The 19104-nt window shown below is 63.7% G+C and carries 19 protein-coding genes and 1 tRNA gene; 15 read left to right on the forward strand and 5 right to left on the reverse strand.

Translation table 11 applies throughout. The features are described from left to right. From nuoC to L2A60_RS10765, 13 genes are all read left to right on the forward strand, one after another. A complete protein-coding gene (nuoC, locus tag L2A60_RS10705; RefSeq protein ID WP_235704372.1) occupies positions 1-1770 on the forward strand; it encodes an NADH-quinone oxidoreductase subunit C/D in 1770 nt (589 codons plus the stop codon). Then, positions 1763-2245, forward strand: a complete 483-nt coding sequence (nuoE, locus tag L2A60_RS10710) for an NADH-quinone oxidoreductase subunit NuoE (RefSeq protein ID WP_262312701.1) — start codon at positions 1763-1765, stop codon at positions 2243-2245. The genes nuoC and nuoE overlap by 8 nt, the downstream gene beginning before the upstream one ends. Positions 2246-2257: 12 nt before the next feature. Further along, positions 2258-3541 carry an NADH-quinone oxidoreductase subunit NuoF gene (gene nuoF, locus L2A60_RS10715; protein WP_235704373.1) on the forward strand — a complete coding sequence of 428 codons (1284 nt, stop codon included), beginning with the start codon at positions 2258-2260 and terminating at the stop codon, positions 3539-3541. Positions 3542-3543: 2 nt separating this feature from the next. Beyond that, entirely contained in the window at positions 3544-6240 is a 2697-nt protein-coding gene (gene nuoG, locus L2A60_RS10720) for an NADH-quinone oxidoreductase subunit NuoG (RefSeq protein ID WP_235704374.1), read from the forward strand. Further along, positions 6237-7190, forward strand: coding sequence for an NADH-quinone oxidoreductase subunit NuoH (gene nuoH / locus L2A60_RS10725; RefSeq protein ID WP_235704375.1), 954 nt, complete (start codon positions 6237-6239; stop codon positions 7188-7190). Before nuoG ends, nuoH begins: the two co-directional genes overlap by 4 nt. Before the next feature lie 34 nt (positions 7191-7224). Beyond that, positions 7225-7737 (forward strand): NADH-quinone oxidoreductase subunit NuoI, encoded by a 513-nt coding sequence (gene nuoI, locus L2A60_RS10730; RefSeq protein WP_235704376.1) that lies wholly within the window; start codon positions 7225-7227, stop codon positions 7735-7737. A 13-nt stretch (positions 7738-7750) separates the two neighbouring features. Next, positions 7751-8251 (forward strand): NADH-quinone oxidoreductase subunit J, encoded by a 501-nt coding sequence (gene nuoJ, locus L2A60_RS10735; RefSeq protein WP_235704377.1) that lies wholly within the window; start codon positions 7751-7753, stop codon positions 8249-8251. Between the two features lie 4 nt (positions 8252-8255). Continuing rightward, positions 8256-8564, forward strand: coding sequence for an NADH-quinone oxidoreductase subunit NuoK (nuoK, locus tag L2A60_RS10740; protein ID WP_235704378.1), 309 nt, complete (start codon positions 8256-8258; stop codon positions 8562-8564). Between the two features lie 4 nt (positions 8565-8568). Then, the gene (nuoL, locus tag L2A60_RS10745; RefSeq protein ID WP_235704379.1) at positions 8569-10458 is read left to right on the forward strand and encodes an NADH-quinone oxidoreductase subunit L; all 1890 of its coding nucleotides are present in this window, start codon (positions 8569-8571) and stop codon (positions 10456-10458) included. After that, a complete protein-coding gene (nuoM, locus tag L2A60_RS10750; RefSeq protein WP_235704380.1) occupies positions 10455-11966 on the forward strand; it encodes an NADH-quinone oxidoreductase subunit M in 1512 nt (503 codons plus the stop codon). Before nuoL ends, nuoM begins: the two co-directional genes overlap by 4 nt. Beyond that, positions 11963-13456, forward strand: coding sequence for an NADH-quinone oxidoreductase subunit N (locus tag L2A60_RS10755; RefSeq protein WP_235704381.1), 1494 nt, complete (start codon positions 11963-11965; stop codon positions 13454-13456). The genes nuoM and L2A60_RS10755 overlap by 4 nt, the downstream gene beginning before the upstream one ends. 214 nt (positions 13457-13670) lie before the next feature. Then, the gene (locus L2A60_RS10760; protein WP_235704382.1) at positions 13671-14108 is read left to right on the forward strand and encodes a CBS domain-containing protein; all 438 of its coding nucleotides are present in this window, start codon (positions 13671-13673) and stop codon (positions 14106-14108) included. 213 nt (positions 14109-14321) lie between these two features. Next, entirely contained in the window at positions 14322-14807 is a 486-nt protein-coding gene (locus L2A60_RS10765) for a hypothetical protein (protein WP_235704383.1), read from the forward strand. 51 nt (positions 14808-14858) lie between these two features. Here the strand turns inward: L2A60_RS10765 and L2A60_RS10770 are convergent, their stop codons facing one another. From L2A60_RS10770 to L2A60_RS10780, 3 genes are all read right to left on the reverse strand, one after another. Continuing rightward, positions 14859-15557 (reverse strand): RES family NAD+ phosphorylase, encoded by a 699-nt coding sequence (locus L2A60_RS10770; protein WP_235704384.1) that lies wholly within the window; start codon positions 15555-15557, stop codon positions 14859-14861. Then, positions 15548-15952 carry an MbcA/ParS/Xre antitoxin family protein gene (locus tag L2A60_RS10775; protein WP_235704385.1) on the reverse strand — a complete coding sequence of 135 codons (405 nt, stop codon included), beginning with the start codon at positions 15950-15952 and terminating at the stop codon, positions 15548-15550. The genes L2A60_RS10770 and L2A60_RS10775 overlap by 10 nt, the downstream gene beginning before the upstream one ends. 81 nt (positions 15953-16033) lie before the next feature. Then, positions 16034-16110: transfer RNA gene (locus tag L2A60_RS10780), tRNA-Ile, on the reverse strand. A 145-nt stretch (positions 16111-16255) separates the two neighbouring features. Between L2A60_RS10780 and ppa the strand changes: the two genes are divergently transcribed. Both ppa and L2A60_RS10790 read left to right on the forward strand, forming a co-directional pair. Then, positions 16256-16780: an inorganic diphosphatase gene (gene ppa / locus L2A60_RS10785; RefSeq protein WP_235704386.1), complete on the forward strand. Its 525-nt coding sequence runs from the start codon at positions 16256-16258 to the stop codon at positions 16778-16780. Further along, complete coding sequence (locus tag L2A60_RS10790) at positions 16699-17403, forward strand: DUF2459 domain-containing protein (protein ID WP_235704387.1); 705 nt, start codon at positions 16699-16701, stop codon at positions 17401-17403. Before ppa ends, L2A60_RS10790 begins: the two co-directional genes overlap by 82 nt. 5 nt (positions 17404-17408) lie before the next feature. Here the strand turns inward: L2A60_RS10790 and L2A60_RS10795 are convergent, their stop codons facing one another. Both L2A60_RS10795 and L2A60_RS10800 read right to left on the reverse strand, forming a co-directional pair. Then, the gene (locus tag L2A60_RS10795; RefSeq protein ID WP_235704388.1) at positions 17409-17927 is read right to left on the reverse strand and encodes a hypothetical protein; all 519 of its coding nucleotides are present in this window, start codon (positions 17925-17927) and stop codon (positions 17409-17411) included. A 30-nt stretch (positions 17928-17957) separates the two neighbouring features. Further along, positions 17958-19103, reverse strand: a complete 1146-nt coding sequence (locus L2A60_RS10800) for an aminotransferase class I/II-fold pyridoxal phosphate-dependent enzyme (RefSeq protein ID WP_235704389.1) — start codon at positions 19101-19103, stop codon at positions 17958-17960. Between the last annotated feature and the right edge of the window lies 1 nt (position 19104).

The following is a 19104-nucleotide window of genomic DNA, read 5'->3' on the forward strand; positions in this document are numbered from 1 at the left end:
ATGCTGCAAAGAACCGCGTCGATCCATACCGAGCCGCCGATTGCCCGCGAGCTTGCGGACAGGTTCAGATCGCGGTTCGTCAAGGTGCAGCCGACCTGCGACGATATTCCGACGATCTGGGTCGAGCGCGAACACCTGCGCGAGACGCTCCACTACCTGAAAAGCGAGGCGCCCGACCCTTTTCGGATGTTGTTCGATCTGACCGCGCTCGACGAGCGGATGCGCACGCATCGCGCCGATCAGCCGGAAAGCGATTTCACCGTGGTGTATCACCTGATGTCGTTTACCCGGAATCAGGATGTGCGCATCAAGGTGGCGCTGAGCGGCGAGACGCCCAGCCTGCCGACCATCAGCGATTTCTGGCCGAACGCCAACTGGTACGAGCGCGAGGTGTGGGACATGTTCGGCGTGACCTTCACCGGCCATCCGCATCTGACCCGTATCCTGACGCCGCCGACCTGGACCGGCCACCCGCTGCGCAAGGACCATTACGCGCGCGCGACCGATATGGGCATCTATGATCTCTCCGAGGAGAAGGAGATCGCCGAGCAGGAGGCGCTGCGCTTCCGCCCCGAGGATTGGGGCATGGTGCGCCAGAGCGAATCGACCGATTTCATGTTCCTCAACATGGGGCCGAACCATCCGAGCGTGCATGGCGTGTTCCGCCTGATCCTGCAGCTCGAGGGTGAGCAAATCGTCGACGTGGTGCCGGAGATCGGCTTTCATCATCGCGGCGCCGAGAAGATGGGCGAGCGGCAATCCTGGCACACCTACATCCCCTACACCGACCGCATCGACTACCTCAGCGGCGTGATGAACAATTTTCCCTATGTGATGGCGGTCGAGCGGCTGGCCGGGATCGAGGTGCCGCCGCGCGCGCAGATGATCCGCATCATGATGGCGGAGCTGTTTCGGATTGCCAGCCATCTGGTGTTTTTCGGCACCATGTCGCAGGATGTCGGCCAGCTTTCGCCGGTGTTCTACATGTTCACCGATCGCGAGCGCGTGTTCGAGATCATCGAGGCGGTGTGCGGGTTTCGGATGCATCCGGCGTGGTTTCGGATCGGCGGGGTCGCGGCCGATCTGCCGCAAGGCTGGGACAGGCTGATCGGCGATTTCTGCGCGTATCTGCCGAAGCGGCTCGACGAATACGTCAAGCTCGTCATGCAGAACCGGATCTTCAAGGCGCGCACCGTCGGCATCGCCGCCTATACGCTGGACGAGGCGATCGACTGGGGGGTGACCGGGCCCGGTTTGCGCGCCTGCGGGATCGACTGGGATTGCCGGAAAAAGCGGCCCTATTCGGGCTACGATCAACTGGAATTCGACGTGCCGGTCTATACCCATGGCGATTGCTACGATCGCACGATGGTGCATGTCGAGGAATTGCGCCAGAGCGTGCGGATCATCCGGCAATGCATCAAGAACATGCCGAGCGGTCCGTATAAATCCGATCACCGGCTGACCACGCCGCCGATCAAGGAACGGACGATGCACGACATCGAGACCTTGATCACCCATTTCCTCAATGTGAGCTGGGGGCCGGTCATCCCGCCCGGCGAAGCCTGCGTCGGGATCGAAGCGAGCAAGGGGATGAACGCCTATTATCTGACCAGCGACGGCGATACCATGTCGTATCGCACGCGCATCCGCACGCCGTCGTTTCCGCATCTGCAGATGATTCCGCTGATCAGCCGGGGCGCTTTCGTCGCCGATCTGATCGCGCTGATCGGCAGCATCGATTTCGTGATGGCCGATGTCGATCGTTGAAACCGAAGCGGGACTGACCGCCGAGCAGCGCGCCGCGATCGAGGCGATGGCGGGACATTACGACGACAAGCGCGCGGCCTGCATCGAGGCGCTGCGCTATGTCCAGGGTCATTACCGATGGGTTTCCGACCGGCATCTCGCCGAGGTCGCGGCACTGCTCGATATGTCGCGCGCCGATCTCGACGGAGTGGCGACCTATTACAACCTGATCTTTCGCCGTCCGGTCGGCGAGCACGTGATTTTCCTGTGCGACAGCATCTCGTGCTGGGTGATGGGACGGGAGGCGGTGAACGCGCATCTATGCAAGCGCCTCGGCATTCAGCCGGGCGAGACCAGCAAGGATGGCGCCTATACGCTGCTGCCGATCGTGTGCATCGGCCATTGCGACCATGCGCCGGCGATGCTGCTGGATGACGAGCTGCACGGCGATCTCGATGCGGTGCGGATCGATACGATACTCGGGATTCAACCATAGCGAAAAAACCCAATGGAAACGCCGCTCACCAATAACATCCGTCCCGATCGCGAGCCGCTCGACATCGAAGGCTATGAGCAGGCGGGCGGCTATCGCGCGGTGCGCAAGGTTCTCGGCGGGATGGCGCCGGCGGATGTGATCGAGGCAATCACGCAGTCCAAGCTGCGCGGCCGCGGCGGGGCGGGATTTCCCACCGGCATCAAATGGAGCCTGGTGCCGAAGGATCTCGCGGCGTCGGGGCCGCATTATCTCGTGGTCAATGCCGACGAGATGGAGCCGGGTACGTTCAAAGACCGGCTGCTGCTCGAAGGCGATCCGCACCAGATGATCGAGGCGGTGATCGTCGCCGCCTATGCGATTCAGGCCGAGACCGCCTACATCTTTTTGCGCGGCGAGTATTTTCTGGCCGAGCGCCGGCTGCGGCGGGCGGTCGGGGAGGCGGACGCGCGCGGCTATCTCGGCACGAACATCCTCGGATCGGGCTACGATCTTGCGGTTCACGTTCATGCCAGCGGCGGGCGCTATATCTGCGGCGAGGAGACTGCACTGCTCACCGCACTTGAAGGCAGGCGCGCGGTGCCGCGCGCGAAACCGCCCTTTCCGCAGACCAGCGGTCTGTGGGGCAAGCCGACGGTGGTGAACAACGTCGAAACGCTCTGCAACGTTCCGCATATCATCAATAACGGCGCCGACTGGTTCATGGGCTTGGGACGGGGCGAGGATGGCGGCACCAAAATCTACGGCGCGAGCGGACGGGTGCGCCGGCCCGGCTCGTGGGAGCTGCCGATGAGCACCCCTTTGTGCGAAATCATCGAGGAGCATGCAGGCGGGATGCGCGACGGCTACGAGCTGCGCGGGGTTTTGCCGGGCGGCTTGTCGACCTCCTTCATCATGGCCGACGATATCGAAGTGAAAATGGATTTCGCCTCGGTCGAGAAAGTCGGCAGCCGGCTCGGCACGGGGGCGGTGATCGTGCTCGATCAGCGGACTTGCCCGATCGGGATGCTGCGCAATCTTGAGCATTTTTTCGCCCAGGAATCCTGCGGCTGGTGTACCCCGTGCCGAGACGGGCTGCCCTGGGTCGAGCGACTGCTCGCCGGGATCGAGGCGGGCGAGGGCGAGATGGACGATCTCGACATTCTCGAACAGCACGTGAAATTTCTTGGACCGGGCCGGACATTCTGCGCCCATGCGCCGGGAGCGATGGCGCCGCTCGCATCCGGGCTGAAATATTTCCGCGCCGAGTTCGAGCAGCATATTCATGAGAAACGCTGTCCGTGGAACGAGGCGCACTGACCATGGCGATCATCCATATCGACGACCGCGAATTCACCGCCAACCCGAAGGACAACCTGCTGCAGGCGTGTCTGTCGAACGGGTTCGATCTGCCGTATTTCTGCTGGCATCCGGCGCTCGGATCGGTGGGAGCATGCCGGCAATGTGCGGTGCGGCAATTCGCCAATCCAGAGGATACGACGGGGCGGATCGTGATGGCGTGCATGACGCCGGCGACGGATGGGACGCGGATTTCGATCGCCGACCCGGAGGCCGTGTCGTTTCGTGCCAGCGTGATCGAATGGCTGATGACGAATCATCCGCATGACTGCCCGGTTTGCGAGGAAGGCGGCGAGTGTCACTTGCAGGACATGACGGTGATGACCGGCCATGCCTATCGCCGCTACCGCTTCAGCAAGCGCACGCATCGCAACCAGTATCTGGGCCCGTTCGTCAAGCACGAGATGAACCGCTGCATCGCCTGCTATCGCTGCGTGCGGTTCTATCGCGATTATGCGGGTGGTGCCGATCTCGACGTGTATGCGGCGCGCAACAACGTCTATTTCGGGCGGGCCGAGGACGGGGTTCTGGAAAACGAGTTCAGCGGCAATCTCGTCGAAGTGTGCCCGACCGGCGTGTTCACCGACAAGACGCTATCGGCCGCCTATAACCGGAAATGGGACATGCGCAGCGCGCCGTCGGTGTGCGTGCATTGCGGGGTCGGCTGCAATACCAGCGTGAACGAGCGGGGCGGCCAGGTGCGCCGCATCCTGAACCGCTATAACGGCGCAGTGAATGGCTATTTCCTGTGCGATCGGGGCCGGTTCGGCTACGGGTTCGCGAACCGGCCGGACCGGGTGCGCACGCCGGTGCTGCGCGACCCCGGCGGTAGCATGCGAACGGCGACCAGGACCGAGGCGCTGGATGCGCTGACGAAGACGCTTGGCACGGGCGGCAAAATCATCGGGATCGGCTCGCCGCGCGCGTCGCTCGAAGCGAATTTCGCGCTGCGGCGGCTGGTTGGCGCCGATGGGTTCCATGCCGGGGTTTCGGCGCGGGAGGCACGTTGCCTTGCCACGGCGATTGAAATTCTACAGGCGGGGGCGGTGCCGACGCCGACACTGCGCGAGATGGAAGCGGCGGATGTCGTGCTGGTGCTGGGCGAGGATGTCGCGGACACGGCACCACGGGTTGCGCTGGCGCTGCGCCAGGCAGCGCGGGGGCGCTCGATGGAGATCGCCGATCGGCTGAAGATCGCGCATTGGCAGGATGCGGCGGTGCGCGACGCGGCGCAGGGCGCGCGCAGCCCGCTTTTCGTCGCCTCGGTTGCGGCAACCCGGCTCGACGATATCGCCGCGCGGACCTGCCGCGCCGCGCCGTGCGATATCGCGCGGCTCGGTTTCGCGATCCGGCATCGGATCGATGCGAATGCGCCTTCGGTCGAAGATCTGCCGGAGGCGATGCAGGCGCTGGCGGGAGAGATCGCCGATGCGCTGCTGGCGGCGAAGCGCCCGCTGATCGTGTCGGGCTGCGGGCTGGGCGACGAGGCGGTGCTGCGTGCGGCGGCCGGCATCGCCCAGGCGCTGAACGGCGCGGACCGGCTTCCCGGCATCGTGCTCGCGGTGCCGGAATGCAACAGCATGGGGCTCGCGCTGATGCAGGGCGGCAGCGTGGAGGATGCGATCGACACCGTCACCGAGGGGGCCACGGTGATCGTTTTGGAAAACGATCTGTACCGGCGGGCGGAACGCAAGCGGGTCGATGCGCTGTTCGATGCCGCGGCGAATGTGATCGTTCTCGATCATGTATCGACGGCGACCGTGGCGAGAGCCGATATCGTGCTGCCCAGTGCGAATTTCGCGGAATGCGACGGCACGCTGGTCAGCGGCGAGGGGCGGGCGCAGCGCTCGTTCCAGGCGGTGTTTCCGAAGGACGACGTGCAGGCGAGCTGGATGTGGCTGCGCGATATCGCTGGAACTTCGGAATGGCACCGGCTCGACGATGTCGTGCGGTCTCTGGCATCCGCGATGACGCAATTCGTGGCGATCGGCGAGGCCACGCCGCCGGGCGATTTCAGGATTGCCGGAAGCCGTATCCGCAGCGAGCCGCATCGCTACAGCGGCCGTACCGCCGTCGATGCCGACCGGACCGTGCACGAGCCACGCGCATCGGTGCCGGAGGAGTCGCCGTTCAGCAGCACGATGGAAGGCTATTACGGTCAGATGCCGGCGTCGCTGATCCCGTTCTTCTGGGCGCCGGCCTGGAATTCCATCCAGTCGCTCAACAAGTTTCAGGATGAGGTCGGCGGCGCGCTGCGCGGCGGCGACCCCGGCGTGCGGCTGTTCGAGCCGAATGGCGCCGCGGCGCCGCGCCCCGATGCCACGGCACCCGGCCAGTTTGTCCGTGGGCCGGGACAATGGTTCGTCGTGCCGCGCCGGCCGATTTTCGGCGGCGAGGAACTCAGCGCGCTGGCCCCGGCGGTCGCGGAACGGATCGCGGCGCCGAGCCTCGCGCTGAACCCAGCGGATGCGCGCAGCCTCGATGTGGAAAACGGTGGCATGATCGACATCGATTTCAAATCTGGGTCGTATCGTCTGGCGGTGACGGTGGCGCCGGAATTGCCGTCCGGTGTCGCGATGCTGAGCGTCGGGCTGCCGGGGATGGATTGGTGCGCGCTGCCCGGCTGGGGCACGCCGCGGCGCGCGGAGCCGGCGCCATGAACCTGATCCTGTTCGGTCTGCTCAACATCGTCGGCATTCTGCTCATGCTGGTGATCGGCGCCGCGCTGCTGACCTGGATCGAGCGGCGGCTGCTCGGCTTCTGGCAGGACCGGCGCGGGCCGAACCGGGTGGGGCCGTTCGGGTCGCTTCAGGTGGTCGCCGACATGATCAAAATCCTGTTCAAGCAGGACTGGATACCCCCTTTCGCCGACCCGGTGGTGTTCGTTCTTGCCCCGGCGGTCGTGATGGTCGCGGCGCTGCTGGCGTTCGCGGTCGTGCCGGTAACGCCGTCGATCGGTATCGCGGGTAATCTGAATATCGGCATTCTGTTCTTTCTCGCGATGACGTCGCTGTCGGTCTACAGCGTCGTTCTCGCCGGCTGGGCCTCGAACAACAAATATTCGCTGCTGGGCGGGATGCGCGCGGCGGCGCAGATGGTGAGCTACGAGGTCTTCATGGGGCTGGCGCTGATCGGCGTGGTGATGCTGACCGGCTCGTTCAGCCTTGCCGATATCGTGCGCGCGCAACAGGAGCTGTGGTTCGTGGTCCCGCAGTTTCTCGGCTTCATCGTGTTCATGATCGCCGGAATCGCCGAGACCCATCGGCTGCCCTTCGATCTCCCGGAAGGCGAGAACGAGCTGGGTGCCGGGTTTCACACCGAATATTCCAGCATGAAATTCGGGATGTTCTTCGTCGGCGAATATATCGGCATCATCCTGGTCTCGGCGATGATCGTGATCCTGTTTTTCGGCGGCTGGCAGGGGCCGCTGCTGCCGCCGATATTGTGGTTCGCGATCAAGACCGGGGCTTTCGTGGGCTTCTTCATCCTGCTGCGCGCGGCGCTGCCGCGTCCGCGCTACGACCAGCTCATGGCCTATGGCTGGAAACTGATGCTGCCGCTGTCGCTGTTGAATATCGCTGTTACCGGTGCCGTCATGCTGACGCACTGACCGTTCGGCCGATCGGCCGGGAAAGGCTGCCGCGATGCTGAGTTCGATACGCACGCTCTGGTACACATTCCTGCATCTGTTTCATCACAGCGAAACGGTGCAGTACCCCGAACAGATGCCGTATCTCGCGCCGCGCTACCGCGGCCGCATCGTGCTGTCGCGCGACCCCGATGGCGAGGAACGTTGCGTGTCCTGCTATCTGTGCGCCGTGGCCTGCCCGGTCGACTGCATCAGCCTGCAGAAGACCGAAGAGGACGGGCGGTGGTATCCCGAATGGTTTCGGATCAATTTCTCCCGCTGCATTTTCTGCGGATTTTGCGAGGAGGCGTGTCCGACCTATGCCATTCAGCTCACCCCGGACTTCGAGATGAGCGAATATGAGCGGGAAAACCTGATTTACGAAAAAGAGGATCTGCTGATCAGCGGCACCGGCAAATATCCCGATTACAGTTTCTATCGGGTGTCGGGCCTCGCGATACCGGGCAAGGGCAAGGGTGAGGCGGAGCGCGAGCGGCCGCCGATCGACACCCGCGCGCTGCTGCCGTGAGAAAGTATCAGCCATGAACGCGACATTCTATCTCTCCGCCGCCATCGCCGTGCTCTCCACGGTTCTCGTGATCACGCGGGCGAACGGCGTGCATGCGCTGCTGTATCTGGTCGTCTCGCTGCTCGCGGTGGCGCTGGTATTCTTCACGCTGGGCGCGCCGTTCGCGGCGGCGCTCGAGGTGATCGTCTATGCCGGCGCCATCATGGTCCTGTTCGTCTTCGTCGTGATGATGATGAATCTCGGCGATGCGGCGGCGGTGCGCGAGGCGCGGTGGATGGAGCCGAAAATCTGGGTCGGTCCGTCGATCCTGGCGATTCTGCTGACCGCGCAACTGGCTTATATGCTCGACAGCAACACGATGAGCCAGCCGCATCATGCGATAGTTCCGGCGCGGGCGGTCGGCATCGCGATGTACGGGCCGTATCTGCTCTGCGTCGAACTGGCGTCGATGCTGCTGCTCGCGGCGCTGGTCGGCGCCTATCGCCTCGCCCATACCGAGCATGGGAGGCTCTGAGCCAATGACGACGATTCCGCTCGATCACGTTCTGATCCTTCCGGTGCTGCTGTTCGCGCTCGGCGTGATCGGCGTTCTGGTGCGGCGGAATCTCGTGTTCATTCTGATGTCCATCGAGATCATGCTGAATGCGGCGGGGCTGATGTTCATCATCGCCGGGGCGCGCTGGGGGCAGCCCGACGGCCAGGTGATGTTTCTTCTGGTGCTGACGCTGGCGGCGGCGGAGGTTTCGGTCGGCCTCGCGCTGATCATTCGCATCCGCCACCGGCTGACCACGCTCGATTCCGACGCGGCCGATCTGTTGCAGGGGTGAGAGGATGATCCACGATCTTTGGCTGGTTCCTGCTTTCCCGCTCCTTGGCGCCGCGATCCTGATGATCAGCGCGGGGCGGCTGCCGTCCCGCGCGGTCGCGCTGGTGGGGGTGGTGCCGGTTGCCGTGTCGGCGATCGTCTCCGCGATCATCGGCATCGGGTTCATGGCGGCGCCGCCAAGCGGGCACGCATTCACCGAGATATTGTGGCGATGGATCGCGATCGGCGGGTTCAGGCCGGCGGTCGGGCTCTATCTCGATCCGCTGTCGCTGGTGATGATGCTGGTGGTCACCATCGTGGGGTTTCTGATCCTGCTCTACTCGACCGAGTTCATGGCGGGCGACGAAGGCTATAGCCGGTTCTTCGCCTATATGAACCTGTTCGTCTCGGCGATGCTGGTGCTGCTGCTCGCGAGCAATCTGCTGTTCCTGTATGTCGGCTGGGAAGGAGTCGGCCTGTGCAGCTATCTGCTGATCGGGTTCTGGTATCAGGATGCGGCCAACGGGCTTGCCGCGCGCAAGGCGTTCATCGTCACCAGAATCGGCGACACCGGGCTGATGATCGGGCTGTTCGTTCTGTTCACCCATCTCGGCACGCTGGATATCCAACCTTTGCTGCACCGTGCCGCAAGCGTCTGGCCGCATGGTTCGGCGATCGCCTCGCTTGCCACCGCGCTGCTGCTGATCGGCGCGCTCGGCAAATCCGCGCAAATCCCACTGCAGACCTGGCTGCCCGACGCGATGGCCGGGCCGACGCCGGTGAGCGCGCTGATCCATGCCGCCACCATGGTGACCGCCGGCGTCTACCTGATCGCGCGGATGCACGGGCTGTATATGCTCGCACCCGCGATTCAGATGACGGTCGCGGCGATCGGCGCCGCCACACTGTTCGTCGCCGCCTTCGCCGCGCTCAATCAGCATGACATCAAGCGCATCCTGGCTTATTCGACGGTCAGCCAGATCGGCTACATGTTCCTTGCCCTCGGGGTCGGGGCGTGGACCGCGGCGATCTTTCATTTCATGGCGCATGCGTTCTTCAAGGCGCTGCTGTTCCTTGCCGCCGGAGCGATCACCATGCGGCTGGAGCACCACGAGCACGATATTTTCCGCATGGGCGGGCTGGCCAAAAAACTGCCGGTGGCGTTCTGGAGTTTCCTGATCGGCAGTGCCTCGCTCGCCGCGCTGCCGCTGGTGACGGCCGGTTTCTACAGCAAGGAAATGATCCTGTCGGAAACCTGGGCGCATGGCGGCGCGGTGCCGATTCTGTGGGCCGCCGGGCTGGTCACCGCGTTCGTCACCGCGCTGTATATTTTTCGCGCGGTGTTCATCGTGTTCTTCGGCGAGGCCAAGACGCCGATCGTCGGGCGCTACGGGATACGGATCGTGCTGCCGCTCGCGGTGCTTTCGGTGCTCGCGGTGATCGGCGGTTTCGTCGAGACGCCGAACGGGCTTGGCGGCGTCACGATATTCTCACGATTCATGGGCAGCGTGTTCGGGCCGGCGCCGCTTGCCGCCGGTGCCACGGAAACCGCGCTGCTGGTGTTCGCCTCTCTGGTGTCGCTGTCGGGCGTCGGGCTTGCGTGGCTGCTCTACATGCGTCCGGCGCCGCGTTTCGCGGCATGGACGCAAACGCCTTCCGTTGTCGCGTGGCGCGCGTTCTTCCTGTCCGGCTGGGGGTTCGATGTCGTGTATGACCGGCTGGTCGTGCGGCCGTTCCTCTATGTGGTGCGGATCAACCGGCATGATGCGATCGACGATGTCTATACCGGCATCGCGGAGGCGAGCCGGGGGCTGCACCGCCTGCTCAAGCTGACCCAGACCGGGCGAATCCGATGGTATGCCGGCTGGCTCGCCGCCGGGTCGATCCTCACCATTGCCGTCGCGGTGATCCGATGATGCTGGTATGGCTGATCCTGATCCCGCTGCTCGGCGGCCTGCTCGCCTGGCCTGCCGCACGGCTGCGCGCCGCCGCCGCGCGCTGGGTTTCGCTCATCGCCATGGCGCTCGACCTGCTGGTTCTGCTGCTGGTGTGGCTGCGTCACGCCGGCCCGATCGAGATCACCGGCGGCGGACGTTGGATCGCGATGTTCGACGCCCCCTGGATTCCGCAACTCGGCATCAGCCTGCGGCTCGGCCTCGACGGGCTGAGCCTGCTGCTGATTTTGCTGACCATCGGGCTTGGATTCGTTTCGGTGGTGATTTCCTGGACTGAGATCGGCGAGCGGGTCGGGGCGTTCCATTTCAACCTGCTCTGGACCATCGCGGGGACCATCGGGGTATTTCTGGCGCTCGATCTGTTCCTGTTCTTCTTCGCCTGGGAAATCATGCTGGTGCCGATGTATTTCCTGATCGCGCTGTGGGGGCACGAGAACCGGATTTATGCGGCGATCAAGTTCTTTCTGTTCACCCAGGGCAGCGGATTGCTGATGCTGCTGGCGATTCTGGCGCTGGTCTTCGTGCATCAGCGAACCACCGGCACCCTGACCTTCGACTATTTCCGGCTGCTCGGCACGCGGATGAGCCCGTCGACCGAAATGTGGATCATGCTCGGGTTCTTCATCGCCTTCATCGTCAAGCTGCCGGCAGTGCCGTTCCATACCTGGCTGCCGGACGCGCATACCGAGGCGCCGACGGCGGGAAGCGTGATCCTGGCCGGCATCATGCTGAAAACCGGCGCCTACGGGCTGCTGCGCTTCGTTGTTCCGCTGTTCCCGCTCGCCGCGATCCGGTTCGCGCCGATCGCCATGCTGCTCGGGGTGATCGGCATCATCTACGGCGCGCTGCTCGCCTTCGGCCAGAACGACCTGAAGCGGCTGGTCGCCTATAGCAGCGTCAGCCATCTCGGCTTCGTGCTGCTCGGCGTTTTCGCCTGGAACGCGCTCGCCTTGCAGGGAGCGGTGATGCAGATGCTGGCCCACGGGGTGAGCACCGGCGCGCTGTTCATCATGGTGGGCGCGTTGCAGGAACGGCTGCATACGCGCGACATGCGGCTTATGGGCGGGCTGTGGGCGAACATGCCGAAACTGTCCGCGATCGGGATGTTTTTCGCCATCGCCTCGCTCGGCCTGCCGGGGCTCGGCAATTTCATTGGCGAATTCCTGATCCTGATCGGCACGTTCCGGGTGTATCCGGCGTTTGCCGTGGTGGGCACGCTCGGCGTGATCGCCGCCGCCGCCTATGCGCTGATCCTGGTGCAGCGCGCGTTCCATGGACCGCCTCGGGATGCGGTGGCGGCGCCGGATCTGCGGGCGCGCCATCTCGCGGTGATGGCGGCGCTGACCGTCGCGATCGTCTATCTCGGCGTCTATCCGCAGCCGGTGTTCGACATGGCTTCGGGCGGCCTTGCCAATCTGCAAACTGCGACGCATGGCGTGCTGAAGCTGGCCGAGGGAGATCCGCGATGAGCCCCGCCTTGCGCGCCAGCCTGCCGTTCCTGGTGCTGTCCGCCGCGATCGTGGTGGTGATGCTGCTGATCGCGGTGCGGCGGGATCATCGGATGATCGCGACGGTGACGGCGATCGGGCTGCTCGCCTCGCTCGCGGCGATCATCGCCGCGGCGCCGGCCGCACCCGTCGCGGTGACGCCGATGTTCCTGGTCGATGGGTTCACGCTGTTCTTCCTCGCACTCGTGCTGGTCGCGTCGGTCGCGGTGGTGCTGCTGTCCCACGCCTATCTCGACGGCACCCATGACGGACCGTATGACGAATATTATCTGCTGTTGCTGCTCGCCACCCTCGGGGCCGGCGCTTTGCTGGCGAGCGTGCAGTTCGCCTCGTTCTTTCTCGCGTTGGAGACGCTCAGCATCGCGCTGATCGGGTTGATCGCCTATCCGCGCGGCCGGGCGGGCGCGATCGAGGCCGGGATCAAATATCTGCTGCTCGCGGGCGTATCCTCGGCGTTCCTGCTGTTCGGTATCGCGCTGATCTATCTCGATTTCGGCACGATGTCGTTTGCCGCGCTGGGCCGGCTCTGGAGCGCCGCGCACGGCCCGACCGACATCTACGCCTATACCGGCTTCGCGATGCTGCTGACCGGGATCGGCTTCAAGCTGTCACTGGTGCCGTTCCATATGTGGGCGCCCGATATTTACGAGGGTGCGCCCGCGCCGGTGACCGGCTATGTCGCGGTGGTTTCCAAGATCGGCGTGTTCGCGCTGCTGCTGCGCTATTTCGTGCTGATGGACGGCTACCACGATCCCTCGCTGCTGCGGGTGATCGCCCTCGTCGCCATCCTGTCGATGCTGATCGGCAATCTGCTGGCCTTGCTGCAGGACAATGTCAAACGGATTCTGGCCTATTCGTCGATCGCCCATCTCGGCTACGTTCTGGTCGCCCTGCTTGCCGGCGGCGTGATCGGCATCGAGGCAGCGAGCTATTATCTCGCGGCCTATGCGGTGACCACGATCGGCGCTTTCGGGGTGGTGGCCGTGCTGTCCCAACAGGGCAGCCTGCACGATACCGACCGGCTGGACGCCTATCGCGGTCTGATGTGGACCCGGCCCTGGCTGGCGAGCGCGTTTACCGCGTTTCTGCTGTCGCTTGCCGGGATTCCACCGACCATGGGCTTCATCGCGAAAGTTTATGTGATGACCTCCGGCGTGGGGACGCTGCTGATCTGGCCGCTCGCGGCCTTGGTTATCGGCAGCGTGATCGGGCTGTATTATTACCTGCGCATCATCGTCGTGCTGTTCTCGCCGGTGCGGGATGCGGAGCCACTTCCCCCGAAAGCCGGGGTGTCGTGGGCTGGCGGACTAACGCTCGCGGTTCTGGTCGTGTTGCTGATCGGACTCGGCGTGTATCCGACGCCGGTGATCGCACTGGCGCACGAAACCACGGCTGGATTGATGCCACATCAGAAAACCATTCATACGGCAGAGATTTTGCCGACACGTTAGATAACCATAATCGTTCGTTGGAGAGGGGAAGACAATTAAGCTGGGTTATATTGGCGGTTAACGCGAAGTTTTTCGTCCGTTTGCGCTTCCGGGTTTGGGTCATCGATGAAGGCGGCCGTTCGACATCCGGGCCGATCGACGATTATCGCCGACCGGGATGCATGGCGCCGCATGCTCAAGGCACGCTCGACGTGCGAGATTCGGGAGAAAGGCCATGGAAACCAGGGTTTCCGCTATTCTGAAACGAAAAGGCAGCAACATCGTCACCGCCGTGCCGGACCAGAGCGTCGCGGCGTTCGCGTGTCAGCTCCATGCGCATCGGATCGGGGCAACACCCGTCGTCGATGCCGAGAACCATGTGATCGGGATGATCTCCGAGCGCGACGTGATCCGGGGAATCGTCGAGCATGGCGCCAAGGTGCTGACCATGCCGGTGCGCAGCCTGATGACCACGCTGGTCAGCACCTGCGCGATGGAAGACAGGATCGGCGACGTTCTGGACATGATCACCCGGAACCGGACCCGTCACATCCCGGTGGTCACCGATGGCAAGCTGGAAGGCATCGTCACGATCGGCGACGTGGTGGCGCAGCTTCTGGAAGAGGCGCGGTTCGAGGTGGATTCGCTGCGGACCTACATCACCTCGCCATAGGGGCGGGGGGCTGTTGTTTTTCTGTAACCGAAGGTCCGGCTGCTGCGGCGTTAGCGGCGGAGTCGCTCGTCGCGATGCTGTTATCGACTACGCAAAGACACAGCGGGCGGGTGTGCGGAAAAATGGATTTCCCAGCCAATGTTTATGAAAACTACTATCCTGCAAATTGATCTGACGACAATCCTCGTAAACGGCAGAGCAAAGGAGGGTTAAATGGCTGGAAATCCCCTTACGTGGAACGATATGATTACGATTTACGGGTGGCTCTCGGCTCTTGCAAAGCAAGAGCAGAAAACGAGATCGGCAGGGAGGATGGTCCTGGACTCAGGAAAATCAGTATTGGCGGCGCTCCATATTCCAATTGAACCTGAAAAGCAAACCCTTTCTGCACAAATTCTTGATTTGAAGCAGTTTTATAATGCGGTACAAGCATCTCAGCCAGTTTTGAATACATTACCGTCACCAACATTCAATGTTTGTAAATTAATTAATGATAAAAACACAGAGACATTAATGAAACTTGTCAGTTATGCTTTCAGACACTTACCTTCGACCGACCACAAATATCAACAAATTGAACGATATCTGCTGAACCGTAACTGGTTTGTTCAGGATATCGACAGTTTCGGCACGTGGGCTCCAGACCCAAAATGGACGCAAGATAAGCTGATTCACGGATATGGAGGGTTGCACGGTTAGCGAGCTGATTCCGCCTCATTTCGTGTTAAACGAAAAACACGGCCAAGATGATCAGCCAGCCTCTCCGTCAAGAGTTCGTTTCTCGTAAACAGCGCCGATCCGTTTTCCGTCCCAGGCATAGCGGAGATGACGTTCCTGGCGGCAGTTCGAGAGCAGCCGCGGGCGGAAGGCCGCGGCGCATTCGCCGCCGTGCCGGCGCACACTGTCATAGGCGATGCCGTTCGAGCCTTGGTTTCGGAGGGCTGATGCAAGGTGCTGGCCGGCCGCGTAATCGTCGCTGAGGTAGACCAGCGGAAATTCTTCCTGCAACCCGCGCAGATCGTGCAGGCGCGCCGCGAGATCGACCAGATAGACCCGCATGTCCAGCTCCATGCGGGGCTGGTCGGTGGCGCGCATGAAGCGCGCGCGATGATATTTCGTCTCCGCGATGGCGGTATCGAGATCGTTCGCGGCGTAGAACGCGCCGAATGTTCCGTCGCTGAAGCGGCTCCCTTCGGGGTTCAGATGAGTGAAGGCGGCCATGACGATGCTCGAACCTGGACCGCTGATGCGACCCTCCGGCGGAACCAGGCGAATATCGCCGGCTTCGTCGCGCAGGCGTGGGTTGGTTAGCGATTCGATTTCGAAAACCGCGTCGAGATCGGCCGGGTTGGCCACCCGTTCGAAAAGCTGGATCGGGGGGAACCGGCTCGGGATGATCCGCCAGCCCGGCGTCCAGTCGACCGGGGTGACGGGAATGGTTACGCCCATCCGCCACGCTGCGCATCGAGATATTGCCGCACGACGAAGAGGTCGGCGACCTGGCCCGACAGCATCCGGTCGAGAGCGGATTTTCCACCGAACGGGGCGGCCAGGTTCGGGCGCTTCACCCAGTCGTCGGCCGATCGTTCATCCGGCAGCAGAATCTGAAGCGCCTTGTAGATTCCGAGAATATAGGAAATGCGTTCCAGGGTGTCTTTCGGCAGGACCGCCTCGGTGCTCTTTTTCCACTTGAAGAAGGTCGACCGGCTGGTGACGCCGAGAAGGGTCATCTGCTGATCGGCCGAAACGCGCCAGAGTTCGGCGATGCGAAAGAATGTGCGGAGCGCCGGGCCGGACAGGTTCCTGCGGTCGATCGCCAGCGCCAAATGCTTCTGGGAAGTCATGCGGTTTTCCATATTTGGACTCTAAGATAGATATAGTCCAAATATGGACTAATGCAAGTTTTTTTGGCCGGGCTGAATGATTGGTGCGCCGGGCAGGACTTGAACCCGCAACCAAACCGTTATGAGCGGTCCGCTCTAACCAGTTGAGCTACCGGCGCACTAGATAGGGTGCGCCTGGGGCCAATTGAGCTACCGGCGCACGGGCTCTGTATGGGCGAGACGCGGCTCGATTGGCAATATGCCAAGGGGCGGCTAGATAGCGCCCGATCGAAATTATCCGACGCAATTCAGGAGGTTTTTGCCATGGACATCTCGAAGCTTTCGGCAGGAAAGGCGCCGCCGGCCGATATTCAGGTGGTGATCGAGATTCCGCAGGGCTCGGCGGTGAAATACGAGGTGGACAAGGCGAGCGGGGCGGTGATGGTGGACCGGTTCCTGTTCACGCCTATGGCCTATCCGGCGGCCTACGGGTTCATTCCGGGCACGCTGGCCGATGATGGCGACCCGGCCGATGCGCTGGTGCTGACGCCGGCTTCGGTGGTGCCGGGTGCGGTGATCCGGGCACGACCGATCGGGTTGCTGCGGATGGAGGACGAGGCCGGGCAGGACGAAAAAATCGTCTGCGTGCCGCACGACAAGATCCATCCGCAATGGAGCGGCATCGGCGAGGTCGCGGAGCTGCCGGAGATTACGCGCGATGCGATCGCGCATTTCTTCACCCATTATAAGGACCTGGAGAAGGGCAAATGGGTGAAGGTGACCGGATGGGAGAACCGCGCGGCAGCGGAAGCGGCGATCACCGAAAGCCTCGCGCGCTACGGCAAATAGGTTTTTGCGCCGTTCTGGCGCTGGGCGGCTGCGCGGCACAGGCGCCGGCGCCGGCGCCGGAGGTTGCGCGGGCTAATCTGTTCGTCGTCGGGGTGGGCTGGCATACCCAGATTTTCCTGCCGGATAGCGCATTGGGAGGCGGATTGCGGGCGCTGGCGATATCGGGCGCGCGCTATGTCGGGTTCGGCTTCGCCCAGCGCGCCTATGCGATGCCCAAAAACCATGCGGCAATCGCATATGTGAAGGGGTTCTTTCAGGGGCTGGTGCCGTCGCGCGGGATCATCATCGTCACCTGGCTGCGGGCGGCGCCGGCGCTGGCCTGGGGCGCGGGGCATGTTGTGGGTCTGCACGCCTCGCACGCGGAGATAGTGCGGCTGAACCGGGTGCTGTGGGCGGATTTCGTCCATAAGGAGGGCCGGCCAGTCCGGTTGGAGCGTGGGTTCTATCCGGGCAGCGCCTTCTATGCGGCGACGCCGCGCTATGATCTGCTGTTCACCTGCAACACCTGGACGAATGCGGTGCTGCATGAAGCCGGGTTGCCGATCGGCGCCGGCGGGGTAATTTTTGCGAGCACGACGATGGATGATGTCCGGCGCCTCGCGGCACGGCAGGCGACGGAATAGGCGGATCAGTCCCAGATGCGGTGCCAGCCATGCGGGCGCCGATTGTTCGGCCGAGGGCCGATGAATCGGCGATAAGCGGCGATCCAGTCGCGCGCCACCATCGCCCGCGCGCGGTTCAACGAGAGGCGATGGCCGCAGACGAGGTGGACCATGCGGGCTTCCAGCCGGTCCTTGGCGTAGGCGCCCCATTGGCGCGGGCCGAGATAGGGTTCCGGCCAGAGATTGCGCGGGTTGGTGGGCGAGCCGCCGAGATCGAGCGGGATCAGGTGGTCTTCCTCATAGTGCCAGGGTTTCCGGTCGGTATAGCGATAGGCGCGGATTTGCGCCTTTTTCAGCGGCTCGGTGTAGGAGGCCGGCGGGCGGATGCGCGCGGTCCAGCCGCGCACGCAGATCGTGTCGCCGATGGTCGATTGGGTGACCGCCGGGTTGATGGCGCCTGGGGTGAGATCACGGTCGGGCAAGGGCGATTGGGCGCGGGCGATCAGCGGCAAGGCGAGGGCGGCGATGAGGAGCTTATGTCTCATGGCCGGATCATGGTGCTGGGACGTTAAGATTCAGGTGAGCGACGCGAGGCCGGCGCGCAGGCGATCCATCGCGCGGGCGAGTTTTTCGGGGCTCTGGGCGAAGCAGAGGCGGATATGGCCCTCGCCCGCTACCCCGAAGGCGATGCCGGGGGCGACCGCGACTTTGTGCTCCGTCACCAGTTTTCGCGCGAGACCGAGGCTGTCGGTGATGCCATCGATGCGGGCGAAGGCGTAGAAACTCGCGCGCGGAGGCTGAAACTGGACGCGGTTGAGCCCGGCAAGTCCGGCCTGCACGATGGCGCGGCCTTCGGCGCAGAAATCGCGGAACCGATCGACGAAATCCTCGCAGGCGAGGGCGGCGCGTGCGGCTTCCTGCGAATAGGGGGCGACGGTGGAATGGGTGGCTTCGGTGAGTTCGCCGATCGCGTCGCGCATCCCCTCCGGCACGACGAGCCAGCCGACGCGAAACCCGGTCATCGCCCAGGTTTTCGAGACCGAATTGGCGACGATCACGCGGTCGTTCGGGGTGGCGTGATCGAGCAGCGAAGGCGCGGCGGCCGCGCCGTCGAAAGTGAGGCGGGAATAGACCTCGTCGGAGAGCAGCCAGGTGCCGTGACGGCGGCAGAGATCGAGAATCGCGGCGATTTCGGCACGGCTCGCCATCCAGCCGGTCGGGTTGTTCGGCGAATTGAGGCAGAAGACGCGGGCGCCGGCCAGTGCCGCGTCGAGTTTCGCGAGGTCGAGACGGAAACCGCCGTCGCTGGTCGCATCAAGGCCGATCCGGGTGACGGTGGCGCCGCGCGCCAGGGCGGCGCCGGCGAGATTGGGCCATTCCGGCTCGTGGATGACCACGCGATCGCCCGCGCGCAGGATGGCGGCGAAAGCGACCGAAATCGCCGCCATGCCGGAGGCGGTGACGACGATGCGGTCCTCGGGAACCGGGGTGGCATGGAGTGCCGAGAGGTAGGCGGCGAGATCGGTTCGGAGGGTGGCGCGGCCGCGGCTGTCGACATAGCGGGTGTCGCCGGACCGGACCGCGCGGATCAGGGCTTCGATGGCGGCGGCAGGCGGGGGATGGTCGGATTCGCCGAAGGCAAGGTTTTCGATGGTGGGGTCGCCGAAGGCGATGCGCCCGATATCGCCGATTTTCGAGCGCGGGATGAGAGTGATGTCCATG

It is taken from the genome of Acidiphilium iwatense (assembly GCF_021556475.1).
Lineage (GTDB): Bacteria > Pseudomonadota > Alphaproteobacteria > Acetobacterales > Acetobacteraceae > Acidiphilium > Acidiphilium iwatense.

Bases quoted from the DNA above. Each gene is read 5' to 3' on its own strand.
- ppa (WP_235704386.1), top strand. From the start codon at position 16,256: ATGGACATCTCGAAGCTTTCGGCAGGAAAGGCGCCGCCGGCCGATATT.
- nuoF (WP_235704373.1), top strand. From the start codon at position 2,258: ATGGAAACGCCGCTCACCAATAACATCCGTCCCGATCGCGAGCCGCTC.
- L2A60_RS10800 (WP_235704389.1), bottom strand. From the start codon at position 19,103: ATGGACATCACTCTCATCCCGCGCTCGAAAATCGGCGATATCGGGCGC.
- nuoH (WP_235704375.1), top strand. From the start codon at position 6,237: ATGAACCTGATCCTGTTCGGTCTGCTCAACATCGTCGGCATTCTGCTC.
- L2A60_RS10755 (WP_235704381.1), top strand. From the start codon at position 11,963: ATGAGCCCCGCCTTGCGCGCCAGCCTGCCGTTCCTGGTGCTGTCCGCC.
- L2A60_RS10775 (WP_235704385.1), bottom strand. From the start codon at position 15,952: ATGACTTCCCAGAAGCATTTGGCGCTGGCGATCGACCGCAGGAACCTG.
- L2A60_RS10770 (WP_235704384.1), bottom strand. From the start codon at position 15,557: ATGGGCGTAACCATTCCCGTCACCCCGGTCGACTGGACGCCGGGCTGG.
- L2A60_RS10790 (WP_235704387.1), top strand. From the start codon at position 16,699: ATGGGTGAAGGTGACCGGATGGGAGAACCGCGCGGCAGCGGAAGCGGC.
- nuoG (WP_235704374.1), top strand. From the start codon at position 3,544: ATGGCGATCATCCATATCGACGACCGCGAATTCACCGCCAACCCGAAG.
- nuoI (WP_235704376.1), top strand. From the start codon at position 7,225: ATGCTGAGTTCGATACGCACGCTCTGGTACACATTCCTGCATCTGTTT.
- L2A60_RS10760 (WP_235704382.1), top strand. From the start codon at position 13,671: ATGGAAACCAGGGTTTCCGCTATTCTGAAACGAAAAGGCAGCAACATC.
- nuoC (WP_235704372.1), top strand. From the start codon at position 1: ATGCTGCAAAGAACCGCGTCGATCCATACCGAGCCGCCGATTGCCCGC.
- L2A60_RS10765 (WP_235704383.1), top strand. From the start codon at position 14,322: ATGGCTGGAAATCCCCTTACGTGGAACGATATGATTACGATTTACGGG.
- nuoK (WP_235704378.1), top strand. From the start codon at position 8,256: ATGACGACGATTCCGCTCGATCACGTTCTGATCCTTCCGGTGCTGCTG.
- L2A60_RS10795 (WP_235704388.1), bottom strand. From the start codon at position 17,927: ATGAGACATAAGCTCCTCATCGCCGCCCTCGCCTTGCCGCTGATCGCC.
- nuoJ (WP_235704377.1), top strand. From the start codon at position 7,751: ATGAACGCGACATTCTATCTCTCCGCCGCCATCGCCGTGCTCTCCACG.
- nuoL (WP_235704379.1), top strand. From the start codon at position 8,569: ATGATCCACGATCTTTGGCTGGTTCCTGCTTTCCCGCTCCTTGGCGCC.
- nuoM (WP_235704380.1), top strand. From the start codon at position 10,455: ATGATGCTGGTATGGCTGATCCTGATCCCGCTGCTCGGCGGCCTGCTC.